The organism is Pseudomonas sp. AN3A02 (assembly GCF_011765255.1).
Taxonomy (GTDB): Bacteria; Pseudomonadota; Gammaproteobacteria; order Pseudomonadales; family Pseudomonadaceae; genus Aquipseudomonas.
Map to the genome: position 1 here is coordinate 387,487 of NZ_JAARNI010000004.1, position 16,010 is coordinate 403,496.

The 16,010-nt window shown below is 61.3% G+C and carries 14 protein-coding genes; 8 read left to right on the forward strand and 6 right to left on the reverse strand.

Annotated features, from left to right (window positions below; genetic code table 11):
* Positions 1–215: 215 nt before the first annotated feature.
* The 3 genes from HBJ59_RS18760 to HBJ59_RS18770 form a co-directional block, all read right to left on the reverse strand.
* Entirely contained in the window at positions 216–1,151 is a 936-nt protein-coding gene (locus HBJ59_RS18760) for a FecR domain-containing protein (protein ID WP_076016681.1), read from the reverse strand.
* Positions 1,148–1,666, reverse strand: coding sequence for a sigma-70 family RNA polymerase sigma factor (locus HBJ59_RS18765; protein ID WP_167664399.1), 519 nt, complete (start codon positions 1,664–1,666; stop codon positions 1,148–1,150). Before HBJ59_RS18765 ends, HBJ59_RS18760 begins: the two co-directional genes overlap by 4 nt.
* Before the next feature lie 92 nt (positions 1,667–1,758).
* Positions 1,759–2,700 (reverse strand): LysR family transcriptional regulator, encoded by a 942-nt coding sequence (locus HBJ59_RS18770; protein ID WP_167664400.1) that lies wholly within the window; start codon positions 2,698–2,700, stop codon positions 1,759–1,761.
* A 116-nt stretch (positions 2,701–2,816) separates the two neighbouring features.
* On the opposite strand from HBJ59_RS18770, the gene HBJ59_RS18775 reads away from it, so the two are divergent.
* From HBJ59_RS18775 to HBJ59_RS18810, 8 genes are all read left to right on the forward strand, one after another.
* On the forward strand, positions 2,817–4,112 hold the full coding sequence (locus tag HBJ59_RS18775; RefSeq protein ID WP_167664401.1) for an MFS transporter: 1,296 nt from the start codon (positions 2,817–2,819) through the stop codon (positions 4,110–4,112).
* A 15-nt stretch (positions 4,113–4,127) separates the two neighbouring features.
* Positions 4,128–5,312, forward strand: a complete 1,185-nt coding sequence (gene rhmD / locus HBJ59_RS18780) for an L-rhamnonate dehydratase (protein WP_167664402.1) — start codon at positions 4,128–4,130, stop codon at positions 5,310–5,312.
* 11 nt (positions 5,313–5,323) lie between these two features.
* Complete coding sequence (locus HBJ59_RS18785; protein ID WP_076016685.1) at positions 5,324–6,124, forward strand: aldolase/citrate lyase family protein; 801 nt, start codon at positions 5,324–5,326, stop codon at positions 6,122–6,124.
* A 10-nt stretch (positions 6,125–6,134) separates the two neighbouring features.
* Complete coding sequence (gene aldA / locus HBJ59_RS18790; protein ID WP_167664403.1) at positions 6,135–7,568, forward strand: aldehyde dehydrogenase; 1,434 nt, start codon at positions 6,135–6,137, stop codon at positions 7,566–7,568.
* Between the two features lie 70 nt (positions 7,569–7,638).
* Positions 7,639–8,544, forward strand: a complete 906-nt coding sequence (locus HBJ59_RS18795; RefSeq protein WP_167664404.1) for an amidohydrolase — start codon at positions 7,639–7,641, stop codon at positions 8,542–8,544.
* Positions 8,520–8,840 (forward strand): L-rhamnose mutarotase, encoded by a 321-nt coding sequence (rhaM, locus tag HBJ59_RS18800; protein WP_178124277.1) that lies wholly within the window; start codon positions 8,520–8,522, stop codon positions 8,838–8,840. Before HBJ59_RS18795 ends, rhaM begins: the two co-directional genes overlap by 25 nt.
* A gap of 40 nt (positions 8,841–8,880) precedes the next feature.
* On the forward strand, positions 8,881–9,939 hold the full coding sequence (gene rhaT / locus HBJ59_RS18805) for an L-rhamnose/proton symporter RhaT (RefSeq protein WP_167664405.1): 1,059 nt from the start codon (positions 8,881–8,883) through the stop codon (positions 9,937–9,939).
* A gap of 27 nt (positions 9,940–9,966) precedes the next feature.
* On the forward strand, positions 9,967–10,737 hold the full coding sequence (locus HBJ59_RS18810) for an SDR family NAD(P)-dependent oxidoreductase (protein ID WP_076016689.1): 771 nt from the start codon (positions 9,967–9,969) through the stop codon (positions 10,735–10,737).
* 855 nt (positions 10,738–11,592) lie between these two features.
* Here HBJ59_RS18810 and nadA read toward each other — a convergent pair.
* The 3 genes from nadA to HBJ59_RS18825 form a co-directional block, all read right to left on the reverse strand.
* A complete protein-coding gene (nadA, locus tag HBJ59_RS18815) occupies positions 11,593–12,651 on the reverse strand; it encodes a quinolinate synthase NadA (protein WP_167664406.1) in 1,059 nt (352 codons plus the stop codon).
* 219 nt (positions 12,652–12,870) lie between these two features.
* Entirely contained in the window at positions 12,871–14,442 is a 1,572-nt protein-coding gene (locus HBJ59_RS18820; protein WP_256670847.1) for a lactate dehydrogenase, read from the reverse strand.
* A gap of 128 nt (positions 14,443–14,570) precedes the next feature.
* Positions 14,571–15,857 carry an OmpP1/FadL family transporter gene (locus HBJ59_RS18825; RefSeq protein ID WP_076017419.1) on the reverse strand — a complete coding sequence of 429 codons (1,287 nt, stop codon included), beginning with the start codon at positions 15,855–15,857 and terminating at the stop codon, positions 14,571–14,573.
* Positions 15,858–16,010 lie beyond the last annotated feature (153 nt).

A 16,010-nucleotide genomic window follows, 5' to 3' on the forward strand; every position in this document is an offset into this window, starting at 1 on the left:
GGCCATGGATGGCCCGTCGCGGCGGCCCGCGGAGCCGAGCCGGAGTGCGGGCATGCCGAGCCTGGGCGAGGCACCGAGTGGTGGGGCAAAGACCTTTTGGTTACTTTTGGCTGGGCCGGCATTCCGGGCGTTTGCCAAAAGTGACCCGCTGTAAGAGCGGAACCATAAGCAGCCGTTACCTAAATAACGGATATGTACCCAGCTCACAGATCACATCAGGCAACCGCTTCACGCGGCACCAACGTCACCCAATACCGAGTACGAAACTGCACCTCCAGCGCCATCGTCGACGCCAGCAACGCAAGAATACGATCCGTATCCGCCAACTGAAAACTCCCAGTCACCCGCAACCTCTCCAGCCTCGAGTCCCACCGCATCACCCCTGGCCGATACCGCTCCAACTCCCGCAAAAAATCCCCCAACAGCTGGTTCTGCGCAGTCAGCACACCGTCGCGCCAACCCAATTGCAACGCATCAAACCCCACCGCAGCACCCATCCCCGACGCCTGCAACCGAGCCTGCTGCCCACCTTGCAATGTCGCCATCTGCCCACGCAGGTCCTGCACCTGCACTACGCCCTTGAGCACCGACACCAAACACCCGGATGACAACTGCCGCACACACACTTCAGCCTGGCTGACGATCACCTGGCCATAACGCGTCTGCACCGTCAGCGCACCACCCCCCGGTACCGTCAACGCCATCTCCCCTTCCACCAGCGTCACACGGCGCCGGGTCGCATCCACATCCACCGCACTCGCGGTATTCAATTGCAGGCTACTGCCATCCGCCAGCGTCACCCGCCTGCGTTCACCGGTGGCGGTGTGCAAGTCAGCACGCCATGCATCGATCGGCAATTGCCGGCTAAACAACCACGCAGCCGGCACCAACGCCGCCACCCCCAACGCACGCTTGAGCACCGCACGCCGACCCGGTTGCGGGCGATCAAGGCTGGCCATGGCCAATGCCGGAGGCAAGTCGGTAAAACGCTGGCGCAGTAACTGGGCTTTTTGCCAGATCTGTTCGTGTTGAGGATGGCTGTCACGCCACTGCTGCAGGCTGGCATGGTCACGCTCGGTGGCAGTACCGGATTCCAGCAACGCCAGCCACTGTGCCGCCGCACGGGCAAGATCCGGCGCGGTACGGCTCACAGTTCCACCAGCAGGCAATGCTCATAGGCCTGGGCCATGTAGCGTTTGACCGTACGCTCGGAAACCTGGAGCCGCTCGGCGATCTCGCGGTAGCCCAGGCCTTCCAGCTGGCTCCAGAGAAACGCTCGGCGTACCACCGGTGGCAAACCGTCGAGCAGCTCATCCAGGGCTTGCAGGGTTTCCAGCAGCAACCAGCGCTGTTCCGGTGACGGCACGCAAGCTTCCGGCAAGTGCATCAACGCATTGAGGTACGCCTGTTCCAGGCTGCGCCGCTGATGAAAATTCACCAGCAGCCGTTTGCCCACGGTCACCAGGTAAGCCCGGGGCTCCTGCAATTGCGCAATCGGCTGGGCGCTGGCCAGCACCCGCAGGAACGTGTCCTGGCTCAGGTCGGCGGCATCCCAGGCGTTGCCCAGACGGCGCCGCAACCAGCTTTCCAGCCAGCTGCGGTGGTCGCGGTACAAGCTGTGAAGACTCGGTTCAGTGAGGTGCGTCGGCAATACAGCATCATTCATGGCAAGTAACCTGCGCGGCGCGAGTCAGTCTCAAATGAGATTCATTCTATTTAATATCCCGCCGCCATACCACGTTCTTTTGCACAGCATGTTTAAAGCATCGCGGCCTTTTGCCTGAGCATGTCGATAAACATCCCTAACTCGCGACTCACCGGGTCACCCCGGCGCAGCAGCATGCCGAACGGCGCAAGCTGCACCTGCAGCGCCACCGGCAGTGCGACCACCAGGCCCATTTTCAGGTAATCCCGCAGGGCACTTTCCGAGAGCACCATGATCGCGTCGGTCAGTTGAATCAGTTGCTGCATGGAATACACCGAGCTGCATTCGATGATGTCTGCCGGCTGCGGTAACGCAAGGCGTTGCAGCGCTTCGTCGAAGCCGATGCGCGCCGGGCTGGTTTCCGGTTGCAGGATCCACGGCCAGTCGCTGACCAGCTCCGTCAACGCCAGGTCATCACGCTGGGCCAGGGGATGGCCGGCGTGCACCACCACCAACAAACGCTCGTTGCCCAAGGGTTCGAAGGTGTAATGCTCGCTGTCGGTGGCGGCATTGCGCCGGGCGATGGCCAGGTCGATGCGGCCTTGTTCCAGCAACTGGATCACCTGGTCGCTGGTGTCGCCCATGATGCGAATGCGCAGTTGGGGATTGAGTGTCTTGATCTGGGCGATGGAGTCCATCACCAGGTCCGGGGCCGCGCCCATGATGGTGCCAATCGACAAGTAGCCATAACCGCCCTGTTGACGCGCCATCAGGTCTTCGGCGCAGCGGTCGAGGCCACTCAGCGCCGACTCGGCAAAGCGGATCAACTCCTTGCCCAGCGCCGTCGGGCGCATGCCCCGGGGCAGGCGCTCGAACAGGTCACAGGCAAACATGTCCTCGATCTCGCGCAACATGCGCGTCGCCGCCGGCTGCGACATGTTCAGGCTTTGGGACGCACGGTGCAGGTTCTGGCTGGAACTCAAGGCCACCAGCATGTGCAGATGCTTGTAGCGCAGGCGGTTGAACAGGCTGCGGGAGATCAACGGACTACTCATTTTTATCCTTGTTATCGATACCCTGAGGTTATCAGTTGTAAGCGAGATTCGATTTGTAGCGCATGGATTGAGCGCCGTACAGTCCTTCCCATAAGAACAAAACACCGGACTGAACAATGAAGACCCTGCCCGCACCTCTGCTCGCCAAAATTTCCTGGCGGCTGCTGCCCTTCCTGCTGCTGATGTACATCATGGCCTTCCTCGACCGCGCCAACGTCGGGTTTGCCAAACAAGCCTTCCAGGCCGACACCGGCCTCAGTGACGCCGCCTTCGCCTTTGGCGCCGGGGTGTTTTTTGTCGGCTATGCGCTGCTGGAAGTGCCGAGCAACCTGATCATGCATCGCGTCGGTGCCCGCCTGTGGATGTGCCGGATCATGGTCAGTTGGGGCCTGGTGTCCGCCGCCATGATGTTTGCCCACAACGAAACCAGCTTCTACGTGTTGCGCTTTCTGCTGGGCGTGGCCGAAGCCGGATTCTTCCCCGGCGTGATCCTCTACCTCACCTACTGGTTCCCCTCCGCCGTGCGCGGCAAGGCCATGGGTTTCTTCTACTTTGGCGCGCCCCTGGCCTTCATCTTCGGCAGCCCGTTGTCTGGCTTGCTGCTGGAGTTGGACGGGTTCTCCGGACTGCACGGGTGGCAATGGCTGTTCGTGGTGGAAGGCCTGATGGCCACCGCAGTTGGCATCTGGGCCTATTGGTACTTGGACAATCGCCCCGCCGATGCCAAATGGCTGAGCGTTGCAGAGCGCCGCCAGATCCAGGACTTGCTGGACCACGAAGACCAGCACAAAACCTCCCACGGCCGCAGCCTGCTCACGGTGCTGTGCCAGCCCAGCGTGCTGTACCTGTGCCTGGTTTACCTGCTGATCCAGGCCAGCGTGTACGGCGTGGTGTTCTATTTGCCCACCCAGGTCGGCGGATTGCTGGGGACCAAGGTCGGCTTGATGGTGGGCCTGGTCTCGGCGATTCCGTGGGTCTGCGCGCTGTTCGCCGCGTGGTGGATTCCCGGCTACTCCGACCGCACCGGCGAGCGCCGCAAAACCGCGTCCCTGACCCTGTTGATGGCCGCCGCCGGGATCGCCTGCTCAGTGACCTTCGCCAATCCGCTGCTGGGCATGCTCGCCCTGTGCTTTGCCGCCTCGGGCTTTATCGCCGTGCAACCGGTGTTCTGGACCTTCCCTTCCAGCTACCTCGCCGGCAGCGCAGCGGCGGCCAGCATTGCCCTGATCAACTCGTTCGGCGCCCTCGGCGGGTTTATCGCCCCGGTGCTGAAGAACTGGGCAGAAACCGCCTTTCACTCCCCTGCGGCCGGCCTTTACCTGCTGTCCGCCACCACCGTACTCGCAGCGTTGCTGGTACTCGGTATCCATTCCCCAGGCCAAAAAGCGACGAACACGCCGGCCACTGTTTAATCAAGGAGTCACACCATGGGCAACCTCACTATCAAGCACGTCCGCGCCTTTGTGCTGCGCGGCGGCGGCGCGGACTACCACGACCAGGCAGACGGCCACTGGATCGACGATCACATCAGTACCCCCATGAGCAAATACCCCGAGTACCGCCAGAGCCGCCGCAGTTTCGGGATAAACGTACTCGGCACACTCGTGGTGGAAATCGAGGCCAGCGACGGCACCATCGGGTTCGCCGTGACCACCGGTGGCGAGCCCGCCGCATATATCGTCGAGAAGCACCTGGCGCGTTTCCTGGAAGGCGCCCGCGTCACCGATATCGAGAAAATCTGGGACCAGATGTACCAGTCCACCCTGTATTACGGTCGCAAGGGCCTGGTGATCAACACGATCTCCGGTGTCGACCTGGCGCTGTGGGACCTGCTCGGCAAGATCCGCCAGGAACCGGTGCACCAGTTGCTCGGCGGCGCGGTGCGTGACGAATTGCAGTTCTACGCCACCGGCGCCCGCCCCGACCTCGCACAGAAGATGGGCTTTATCGGCGGCAAGATGCCCCTGCACTACAGCCCGTCGGAAGGCGAAGAAGGCCTGCGCAAAAACCTCGAGGAACTGGCGACCATGCGCGAGCGGGTCGGCCCGGACTTCTGGCTGATGCTCGATTGCTGGATGAGCCTGGACCTGAACTACGCCACCAAACTGGCGATCGGCGCCCATGAATACGGCCTGAAATGGATCGAAGAAGCGCTGTCGCCCGACGACTACTGGGGCTATGCCGCCCTGCGCAACAACGTGCCCAAAGGCATGTTGGTCACCACCGGCGAACACGAAGCCACCCGTTGGGGCTTTCGCATGCTGCTGGAGATGGGTTGCTGCGACATTATCCAGCCGGATGTGGGCTGGTGCGGCGGCCTCACCGAACTGGTGAAAATCTCGGCCCTCGCCGACGCCCATAATGCGCTGGTGGTGCCCCACGGCTCGTCGGTCTACAGCTACCACTTCGTCGCCACCCGCCATAACAGCCCGTTCGCCGAGTTCCTGATGATGGCGCCCAAGGCCGACGAAGTGGTGCCGATGTTCCACCCGCAACTGCTCGGTGAACCGGTGCCGGTGAATGGCCGCATGCGCCTGTCGGTGCTCGACAAGCCCGGGTTTGGCGTGGACCTCAACCCCGATTGCCAACTGCATCGTCCGTATAACCGCTGAGGACTCCTGCCATGAACATGCCCCACAACGCTTTCAAGGCCGCGCTGCGTAAAGACGCCGCGCAATACGGGATCTGGGCCGGCTTCGCCACCGCCTACGCCGCCGAGATCGTCGCCAGCACCGGTTACGACTGGATGCTGATTGACGGCGAACACGCTCCCAACACCGTGCCCAGCGTGCTCAACCAGCTCCAGGCCGTGGCGCCCTACGCCACTGCGCCGGTGGTGCGTGCGGTGAGCAGCGACGCCAACCTGATCAAGCAACTGCTGGACGTCGGTGCGCAAACGCTGATGATCCCGATGGTCGAAACCGCCGAGCAAGCCCAGGCCCTGGTGCGGGCCATGCGTTATCCGCCCCACGGCATTCGTGGCGTTGGCGGCGGCCTGACCCGCGCCACCCGCTGGGACGGCGTGGCCGACTACCTCAATACTGCCCATGAACAGCTGTGCCTGATCGTGCAGGTGGAGTCGCGCCAGGGGGTGGAAAACGTCGCGGCGATTGCGGCGGTGGAAGGCGTGGACGCGGTCTTTATCGGCCCCGCCGACCTGTCCATCGGCCTCGGTCACGCTGGCAATCCCGGGCACCCCGAGGTGCAGGAACGCATCCAGCACGCGGTCAACGCCACGCTGGCGGCCGGCAAGGCCTGCGGCATTCTCGCGCCCAACGAAGACGATGCTCGCCGTTATCAAGCCTGGGGCTGCCAATTCATTGCGGTGGCCATCGACATCAGCCTGCTGCGCCAGGGTGCCATGGCGACCCTGGCCCGCTATCGCCCTGCCGCCGACGCCAAAGCACCGTCACGTACCTACTGAGGAGCCAAGCATGTCATCCGTACCGGTCTACCAGAACTTCATCAACGGCCGCTTTACCTCAAGCGATGCGCACCTGGATGTATTGAACCCGGCCACCGGCGCCCTGTTGTCGAAGGTCCCGGCGTCCACCTCCGAAGACGTCGACCAAGCCTTGGCTGCCGCACGTCATGCGCAAAAAGACTGGGCGCGCAAACCGGCGATCGAACGTGCCGGGCACTTGCGCCGCATCGCCGCCAAGCTGCGGGAAAACGTCGCCCACCTGGCGCGCACCATCACCCTGGAGCAAGGCAAAGTCAGCGGCCTGGCGGAAGTGGAAGTCAACTTCACCGCCGACTACCTCGACTACATGGCCGAGTGGGCACGCCGCATTGAAGGCGAGATCATCACCAGCGACCGCCCCAATGAAAATATCTTCCTGTTCCGCAAACCCCTGGGTGTCGTGGCCGGCATCCTGCCGTGGAATTTCCCGTTCTTTTTGATCGCCCGCAAGATAGCCCCGGCGTTGCTCACCGGCAACACCATCGTGATCAAACCCAGCGAAGAAACGCCGAACAACTGCTTCGAGTTCGCCAAACTGGTGGCCGAAACTGACCTGCCAGCCGGGGTGTTCAACGTCGTGTGCGGCGACGGCCGTGTGGGAGGCGCACTCACCGCCCATAAGGGCGTGGACATGATCAGCTTTACCGGCAGCGTCGCCACCGGCTCGCGGATCATGGCTGCTGCGGCACCGAATATCACCAAGCTCAACCTGGAGCTGGGCGGCAAGGCACCGGCCATCGTCCTCGCCGATGCCGACCTGGACCTCGCGGTAAAAGCCATTCGCGACTCGCGGATCATCAACAGCGGCCAGGTGTGCAACTGCGCCGAACGGGTGTATGTGGAGCGCAAGGTGGCCGACCAGTTTATCGAGCGCATCAGCGCCGCGATGGCCGCCACCCGCTACGGCGACCCCATCGCCCAGGCCGATGTGGAGATGGGTCCGCTGATCAACCGCCAAGGCCTGGACAGCGTCAATCGCAAGGTACGCACCGCCTTGAGCCAAGGTGCATCGCTGGTCACCGGCGGGCAGATCGCCGACCTGGGCCAGGGTTTTCACTTCCAGCCGACGGTATTGGCCGGTTGCCACGCCGACATGGAAATCATGCGCGAAGAAATTTTTGGCCCGGTGCTGCCGATCCAGATTGTCGACGACCTGGATGAAGCCATCGCCATGGCCAACGACTGCGACTACGGCCTGACCTCTTCGATCTACACCCGCGACCTGGGCAAGGCGATGCAGGCAGTGCGCGAATTGTCGTTCGGCGAGACCTACGTCAACCGCGAGAACTTCGAGGCGATGCAAGGCTTCCATGCCGGCGTGCGCAAATCCGGAATCGGCGGCGCCGATGGCAAGCACGGCCTGTATGAGTACACCCATACCCATGCGGTGTACCTGCAGGGCTGAGGTGGTGCAACGGGCCCTGGCGCGGTAGCGTGCGGGTCCTTCCCTATCCATTCTTCCGAAGGATTGCGCAATGCCTCTTACCCCTTACAGCGGCCCGATCATCGACAGCCATTTGCACCTGTTCGACCCGCGTCGCCCCCAGGGCATTCCCTGGCCCGAGCCGGGCAACGCGCTGTATGCCGCGCATTTGCCGGCGGATTATTGGGCGCTGGCAGGCGAACATAACGTGATTGGCGCCATTGCCGTGGAAGCCAGCCCGTGGCGCGACGACAACCGCTGGTTGCTGGAGACCTTGCGCAGCGATCCGCGCATGCTCGGTTTCGTCGGCAACCTGGACCCGCTGCACGGCGACTTTGCGGCTGATCTGGATGCCTTGGCCGATGAGCCGCTGTTCCTCGGCTTGCGCTACGGCAACCTGTGGGACCGCGATTTGCTAGAAGACCAGGCGCGCCCCGGATTCATCGACGGCCTGCGCCGGCTTGCCGAATGCGGGCGCGGCCTCGACAGCGCCAACCCCAATCCGCGCCTGATCAAAGGGCTGCTGCACCTGAGCAACGCCTTGCCCGAGCTGCGCATCATCGTCGATCACCTGCCCAATGCCAGCGTGCCCGCCGGTGAAGAATCGGCCTATCACGCAGACCTGATGCGCCTGGCAGAACGGCCCAATGTGTTCGCCAAACTTGCAGAAATCCCTCAGGTCGGTCCACGTGGATTGATCACCGACCCGGCGTTCTACAACGACCGCCTGGCCGTGCTGTGGGAAGCCTTTGGCGAAGACCGTTGCTTCTTCGGCAGCGACTGGCCCAACAGCGATCAACTGGCCAATTTCGCCACCACCCTGGGCCTGGTGAAAGCCTGCATGGCGAGTAAATCCGAGGACGTACAGGGCAAGTTCTTCCTGCACAACGCGGTGCGCATCTATAGCCCCACGCCACCCCACGGAGGCCAGTCATGCAGACCCGAGCTTTTCGCATGAACCTCAACCCCGGCCAGCACGCCGAGTACCGTCGACGCCATGACGAGATCTGGCCCGAACTGGCCCAGGCCCTGCGCGATGCCGGCGTGGCGGACTACCGGATCTTCCTCGACGAGGCCAGCAACGCCTTGTTCGCCGTGATGACCCACGACGACCAGCACAGCCTCGACGCGTTGCCGGGCACCGCGCTGATGCAACGGTGGTGGCAGTACATGCAAGACATCATGCCCAGCCATCCGGACGCCTCGCCCGTCAGCGTGGATTTAATCCCGATGTTCAGCCTCACCCCAGGCTGAAACAGCGTGCTACCACAACAATAAAAAAGGATTCGACTACGTGGAAATCATTCTCTTCGGTGTGATTCTGCACTTCATCGGCGGCTTCGCCTCCGGCAGTTTCTACATCCCTTACAAGAAGGTCCGCGGCTGGGCCTGGGAAAGCTACTGGATCACCGGTGGCCTGGTGTCATGGCTGATCGTGCCGCTGATTGCCGCGCAACTGACCGTGCCCGGTTGGGTCGACATCCTGCGCCAGGCCGACAGCAGCACCCTGCTCTGGACCTACCTGTTCGGCGTACTCTGGGGCATCGGCGGGCTGACCTTCGGCCTGACCATGCGCTACCTCGGGCTGTCCCTCGGCATGTCACTGGTACTGGGCCTGACGTCGGCCCTCGGCGCCTTGATGCCGGCGCTGTACCGCGACCTGTTCACCGACGCCACCGAAGGCACCCTGACCTCGATGCTCGCGTCTCAGGGCGGACATTGGGTGCTGTGGGGTGTAGCGGTTTCACTGGTGGGCATTGCGGTGTGTGGCAAGGCCGGGTTGATCAAGGAACGTGAAGTGCCGGAGGCGGTGAAGTTTGCCAGCATCAGCGAGTTCTCGGTGGCCAAGGGCATGCTGGTGGCGGTGATCTCCGGGGTCTTGAGCGCGTGCTTCAGCTACGGCATTTCCGCCGGTCGCCCCTTGGCCGCAGCGGCCGTGGAGCACGGTGCCAATAGCCTGTTCCAGAACAACGTGACCTTCATGGTGATCATGTGGGGTGGCCTGACCACCAACGGCATCTGGTGCCTGTGGCTGAACTGGCGCAACCGTACGTTCCACAACTACACCGACCGCAGTACGCCGCTGCTCGGCAACTACCTGCTGGTGGCGTGTGCCGGCACCCTGTGGTTCCTGCAGTTCTTCTTTTACGGCATGGGCGAAAGCCGCCTGCAGAACGACGCCAGTTCGTGGGTGTTGCACATGTCTTTCATCATCATCGTGTCCAACTGCTGGGGCCTGTATTTCCGCGAATGGCAGGGCACCAGCGCCACCAACAAAGGCGTATTGGTCGCTGGTATCGCGGTGATTCTCGGCGCTATCGCCATGGTTGGTTACGGCAACTATCTCGGCTGAGGCCGCTTGTTTTCCAGGAGTCTACTTATGTTACTTGCAGACAAAACCGTGATTATTACTGGCGCATCCCGTGGGATCGGCCGCGCCGCCGCCCGGGAATGTGCACGCCAGGGGGCTCGCGTGGTGATCGGCCACAGTGGTAGCGGCCAGGGCACTGAAGCGGCATTTTCGTTGATCGAGGAGATCAAGGCGTTCGGTGGCCAGGCGGTGGAAGTGGGCGGCGACGCGGCCGACCCGGACACCGGTGACAAACTGGTAGCCGGCGCGCTCAAGGCATTTGGCAGTGTGGATGTGTTCGTCAACAACGCCGGGATTTGCCCGTTCCACTCGTTCCTCGACATGCCGCGCGAGGTGTACCTGAAGACGGTCAACACCAACCTCAACGGCGCCTACTTCGCCGTGCAAGCGGCGGCGAATCAGATGAAAAACCAGGGCACGGGTGGCGCGATTATCGCGGTCAGTTCCATCAGTGCGCTGGTGGGCGGCGGGATGCAGACGCACTACACGCCGACCAAGGCCGGGCTGCATTCGTTGATGCAGTCCTGTGCGATTGCGCTGGGGCCTTATGGGATTCGCTGTAATTCGGTGTTGCCGGGGACGATTGCTACCGACATCAACAAGGAGGATTTGGCGGATGAGGAGAAGCTGGCGTACATGACTTCGCGTACGCCGCTGGGGCGCCTGGGTGAACCCGACGATGTTGCGGGGCCCATTGTTTTTCTTGCTTCGGATATGGCGCGGTATGTGACCGGGGCTTCGTTGCTGGTGGATGGGGGGTTGTTCGTCAACTTGCAGTAGCTGGTGGGGGCGTATCCGTTATTTGGGGGTTTGGGTGTATATCCGTTGTTTAGGTAACGGCCGCCTATGGTTCCGCTCTTACAGCGGCTCACTTTTGAACAGCGCAAAAGTAAGCAAAACGCTCTTGCCCCACCACTCGGCACCTCGCTAATGCTCGGTGTGCCCGCACTCCGGCACCACGAAGCGGGCCGCCGCGACGGGGCGTCCCTGCCCCGTCGCGGCTAAACCGGCGTCCTGCCGGTTTACCCGCTCCGTACTGCCTACGTTCGGCCAGCGTGGTTTAACGGGGCGCCTAAGATCAAGATCAAAAGCAGATCAAGAGCACAGCGGCCTACCGGCCGGCTTGAGTGTGGTGAAGCAACAGCAACAGCAGAATCAAAAGCTAAAGCGGGCACGGTCCAAATGTGGGAGCGGGCTTGCTCGCGAAGGTCGTTAACGATGACGCTGGCATTCTGGATGAACGCGGCGGTCTCAGGTTTTTCGCGAGCAAGCTCGCTCCTACAGAAAAGCAGCTCTGCTTTTGCTTTTAACACTCAAGCCGGCCGGTAGGCCGCTGTGCTCTGCTTTTGATTTTGATCTGCGGGCCCCGTTAACCACGATGGCCGCAAGTAGGCACGGTGGAGCGGGTAAATCGGCAGGGAAGCCGATTTAGCCGCGCCGGGCCATGGATGGCCCGTCGCGGCGGCCCGCGGAACCGAGCCGGAGTGCGGGCATGCCGAGCCTGGGCGAGGCACCGAGTGGTGGGGCAAAGCGTTTTTTGGTTACTTTTTTAGGCGTTTGTAAAAAAGTGACCCGCTGTAAGAGCGGAACCCTAGGCGGCCGTTACCTAAATAACGGATATACACTCAAACAAGATCAAGCATTCCCCGCCAACCTCAACCGAGCCGCCTGAGTAAAATCCAACATCCGCTTCAGCGGCCTAACCGCCTGCGGAATCACCGAAGGCTCAACAAAAATCTCATTACTCCCCTCACGCAAACACTGCAGCGTACGTTCCAGGGTATTCATCGCCATCCAAGGACAATGCGCACAACTGCGACACGCCGCCCCATTCCCGGCCGTAGGCGCCTCGACAAACACCTTATCCGGGCACAACTGCTGCATCTTGTAGAAGATACCCCGATCAGTAGCCACGATAAACGTCTTGTTCGGCAACCGCTGCGCCGCCGCGATCAACTGGCTGGTCGACCCCACCGCATCCGCCAACTCAATCACCGAAGTGGGCGACTCCGGATGCACCAGAATCGCTGCGTCCGGGTAAAACGCCTTCATGTCCTCCAACTGCTTGGACTTGAACTCCTCGTGCACGATGCAAGCACCGTCCCACAGCAGCATGTCCGCACCCGTCTGACGCTGGATATAGGTGCCCAGATGCTTATCCGGCCCCCAGATAATGGTCTCGCCGTTATCCATCAGGCTTTCGACAATCTCCAACGCACAGCTGGAAGTCACTACCCAATCAGCCCGGGCTTTCACCGCTGCCGACGTGTTGGCATAAACCACCACAGTGCGCTCAGGGTGCTGATCACAAAACGCCGAAAACTCATCCACCGGGCAGCCAAGGTCCAGGGAGCACGTGGCTTCCAGGGTTGGCATCAGGATGCGTTTTTCAGGCGTGAGGATCTTGGCCGTCTCGCCCATGAATCGCACGCCCGCCACCAATACGGTCTTGGCCGGGTGCGCCGCGCCGAAGCGGGCCATTTCCAGGGAGTCGGAGACACAGCCACCGGTTTCTTCGGCCAGGGCCTGAATCACCGGATCGCAGTAGAAGTGCGCCACCAGCACCGCGTCCTGAGCCTTGAGCTCGGCAGCGATGGCGGCACGGTAGCCCGCCTCTTCTTCAGCGCTCAGCACCTTGGGCTGCTTGGCGTCGAGGTGGGCTTGGACCAGAAGGCGTTCGGAAATTTGCGTCATGTTCGCAAGACCTGCAGGCGCAGTTGCGCGAAAGTCGAGTGTACCACCGGCTCTGGAGCCCTTCGGGCGCCGCCGGACGAAGTGATTGTATTCATCAAGCACGGTGAAGCTGCGCAAGGCTACAGAATATCGAATGGATTCAAAAGCCTAATCTGGGATTCGACGAGGCATAAAAAAGGGAAACCCGGCCGGGGGTTTCCCTTTTTTACAACGATTGGTTTAACGGGGCAAAACGGTTGGATCGTCTTGCAGCAACACCAACTGATGCATGTTCGCCAGCGCATCCTTCAGGATGGTTTCATCAGCGCCCTGGGCCTTCTTGCCTTCCCGCGCCGCGTACTCCAGCAACACCAGGTAGTCGCGATGGCTGCTGGCCTGGTTCGGCGCCACGGTGTCTTTAACCAATATCCCCATCTCATAGCGCTGGGTACGGGTGATCTGGCTGGCACTCTGGTCCACGGAGGCGTTGGTCAGGAAGCCGTCCTTGTAGGTGATATTCGCCGAGCTGCTGGCCTTGTCGTCGACCTGCACATAGAGGTAGTTCTGCGACTCGCGCTGACTATCGAAAGACGGTGGCTTACCGCCATTGAGCGCCAAATGAAAACTGGCTTTGAGAGTTGATTGCTGGACCTGGTCGACCGTGCGATTCGAGAGGTCATTGCCGCCGACGCGGGTCTTCTGGGACACCTCATAGGCAAACGTGTCGGTTTCCGCCAGGCGGGCCGGGTTCGGGGACGAGGCCGTCTGGCTGATGGAGGCCTTGAAATCTGCGAGACCGGTGAGCAGGCCTTGATCCGCCGCATTCCGGGTCAGCGGCTGTGGCGCCTTGATGCCCTGCGGGTAGTTGCTGTTCATGGCGGTAAACGCGTCCTTGAACATCGCCATCAGGTCAGCGTCGGCTTTGCCCCGCGCCTGGGCCTTGTCGAACTGGGCCAGGTAGCTTTTCAGCGCGATTGCCTGCTGCTTGGCGTTGCCGAGGATGCCGGCGTTTTTCAGGTCGACCGAGAGATTCACTTCCCCCGCCGGACCACTCATCTTCGTCGTACGGCTCTGGTTGTCCGCGTGGAACGCAAGGTTGAGGTCGTCAACGTTACCCACTTTCAATTTGCCGCTGAGATCCACCGAGGACAACACACTGGAATCAAATTGCGTCAGTTTGCTCAACTCGAGTTTCGGCGGCTGGGCGGCCAGGCCGTCGATGGCACCCTGGAAGGCTTCGCCCAACTTGGCGACTTCCTTGAGCTCGGCGGCGCTGAGGGTGCCGCCGTCCACCTTGGCCTGCGCAGCCAGGCCACCGGACTGGCTGGCCAGGCTGAAGGTGACGGTCTTGCCGCTGGCCGTCTTGACGGTGAGGCTGACCAGGTTGTCTGCCTTGCTGTGGAGCAGCGCCTGTTGAATCTTGAGCGCGTCGGGGCTTTGGGTCTTGGACGAAGTGGTGCTCAGCGCCGACTGCGAGATGTCGGTACCGCTCTTCGCAAATTGCTCGATCAGGGTCGCGCCCAGGCCGCTGAAGCCCGTGCCTCTGGGCAGCGCATAGAAATTCGTGTTGATCGCTTTAGTCACCGCATCGTAGCTGTCACTTTCCCAAGCGTTGATCGACCCATGACCGGGCAATTGTCCGTTTCGGGAATACGTCTCGGCTTGAACCTCCACCGTGACATTGCCAAGGCTGACCACCGAGGAAGGACGCACGGCAGTGACCTCCGTTTCTGGCGTCAGCGTCGCTGGCGGCGTAACGGCGGGTCGATTGATAAGGGGAATGGCGGAGCTGATCGGCGAAAGCGTAGTCATGACGATCCCTGTCTTGAGCTGAATTACGCCTAATTTAACCAAGACAGGCAGGGTTTGGTAGCGTGATTGATACAATTGCTAGCAAAGAGCCATGTCAGAAAAATGACTCTTTGCCCTGTTCCGGTGCATTAGAAGCGGTAAGTGACCGAACCACCAAAACCGTTGGCGCTGTTTTCATACTTGGCGTCGTAGGTCAGGCCCAGGGCGGGCTGGCTCTGGCGCACCTTGATCGGTTCTTCCTTGAGGTAGGAATAGGCCACGTCAAAGGTTACGTTTTCGATTGGCGTCCACCCGGCACCGAGGCTGAACACAGTACGGTCACCCGTCGGAATCCGCACGGAACGGTCGGTGTTGTTGGTTGGTGTCTGATCCACCGAGAACCCGGTACGCAGCACCAGTTGTTTGTTTACCCGGTACGCCGCGCCAATGGCGTGGGACCAGGTGTCATGCCAGTTCTGCTGTTCGGTGATCGCATTCAAGCCGCCGAACTGGGCGGCCAAGGCTGACACACCGTCGTTGTTGATGGTGATCTTCTTCAACTGGCTCCAGCGCGTATAAGTGCTGCCCAGGTACAGGGTCCAGTCATCGTTCAGTTGATGGGTAACCGAGAAGTCCACCGACGAGGGTGTGGTGACATTGAGGCTGGCGTCATAGCGTTGCGGGCCGCCATCAAAGGCATCGGAAATCAGGCCGGAAGCGTTGGTCTTGCCGCTGAGGTGGTAGACCACTTGCGAGTGATAAGTCAGGCCGATGCGCGTGCTTTCCAGCGGTTGTACCAGGATACCGGCATTGAAACCGGTGGCGGTGTCGTCGCCCTTGACTTTGACCTTCTCGCCGGCGCCACCCCCAAGCGGCACGTTGGAATCCAGTTCACCCGAGATCCGGTTGAAGGTAGGACCAAAACCCACCGAGACCTTGTCGTTGAAGGCATAACTGACCGTCGGCTGGACGGTGATGACCTTGATCTGGCTTTTATTGCCAAAGCCATTGCCCTGAAAGCTGCGCTCATAGTCGGTTTCCAGGCCGAACGGCGCATAGATCCCCAGGCCGAACGCCCAGTGTTCATCAATCGGCGTCACCAGGTAGCCCATCGGCACGGCAATGCCCGGCACCATGTCGCCCTTGTCGGTGCCCGGGTTATTGGCACCGAATTGCGAGGAGCTGGCGTTCTTGATATTCGAACTCGCATCCAGGTACGTCGCCCCGATGCTCACTTCATTCTGCTTGAGGCGGGACATGCCGGCCGGGTTGCCGAACACCGTGCTGGCGTCATCGGCGGAGGAGGAACGCCCGGCGTAGCCTGTACCCATTGAACTGATGCTTTGTTCATTGAGGGCGAAACCACCTGCAAACAGGGACGTGGAGGCGAGCGAAATCGACAGCGCCAAAGCGCTCTTGCAGAGTTTTTTATTCATTATTAGAACTCGAATTATTGGGCAGCACGAGGAAGCTACCAATCTTCGAGCGGGCAAATTATGAAGAGTTTTTCATGCGAAAAATTGTCCGACAATCCTCTTGATTTCAACGACTTTGGCGGTTTTTAGCGCACTCATTCAGACCTGAAAACC

Excerpts from the sequence above, each read along its gene's own strand:
- HBJ59_RS18765 (WP_167664399.1), bottom strand. The coding sequence starts at position 1,666 with ATGAATGATGCTGTATTGCCGACGCACCTCACTGAACCGAGTCTTCAC.
- HBJ59_RS18770 (WP_167664400.1), bottom strand. The coding sequence starts at position 2,700 with ATGAGTAGTCCGTTGATCTCCCGCAGCCTGTTCAACCGCCTGCGCTAC.
- HBJ59_RS18775 (WP_167664401.1), top strand. The coding sequence starts at position 2,817 with ATGAAGACCCTGCCCGCACCTCTGCTCGCCAAAATTTCCTGGCGGCTG.
- rhmD (WP_167664402.1), top strand. The coding sequence starts at position 4,128 with ATGGGCAACCTCACTATCAAGCACGTCCGCGCCTTTGTGCTGCGCGGC.
- HBJ59_RS18785 (WP_076016685.1), top strand. The coding sequence starts at position 5,324 with ATGAACATGCCCCACAACGCTTTCAAGGCCGCGCTGCGTAAAGACGCC.
- aldA (WP_167664403.1), top strand. The coding sequence starts at position 6,135 with ATGTCATCCGTACCGGTCTACCAGAACTTCATCAACGGCCGCTTTACC.
- HBJ59_RS18795 (WP_167664404.1), top strand. The coding sequence starts at position 7,639 with ATGCCTCTTACCCCTTACAGCGGCCCGATCATCGACAGCCATTTGCAC.
- rhaM (WP_178124277.1), top strand. The coding sequence starts at position 8,520 with ATGCAGACCCGAGCTTTTCGCATGAACCTCAACCCCGGCCAGCACGCC.
- HBJ59_RS18810 (WP_076016689.1), top strand. The coding sequence starts at position 9,967 with ATGTTACTTGCAGACAAAACCGTGATTATTACTGGCGCATCCCGTGGG.
- nadA (WP_167664406.1), bottom strand. The coding sequence starts at position 12,651 with ATGACGCAAATTTCCGAACGCCTTCTGGTCCAAGCCCACCTCGACGCC.
- HBJ59_RS18820 (WP_256670847.1), bottom strand. The coding sequence starts at position 14,442 with ATGACTACGCTTTCGCCGATCAGCTCCGCCATTCCCCTTATCAATCGA.
- HBJ59_RS18825 (WP_076017419.1), bottom strand. The coding sequence starts at position 15,857 with ATGAATAAAAAACTCTGCAAGAGCGCTTTGGCGCTGTCGATTTCGCTC.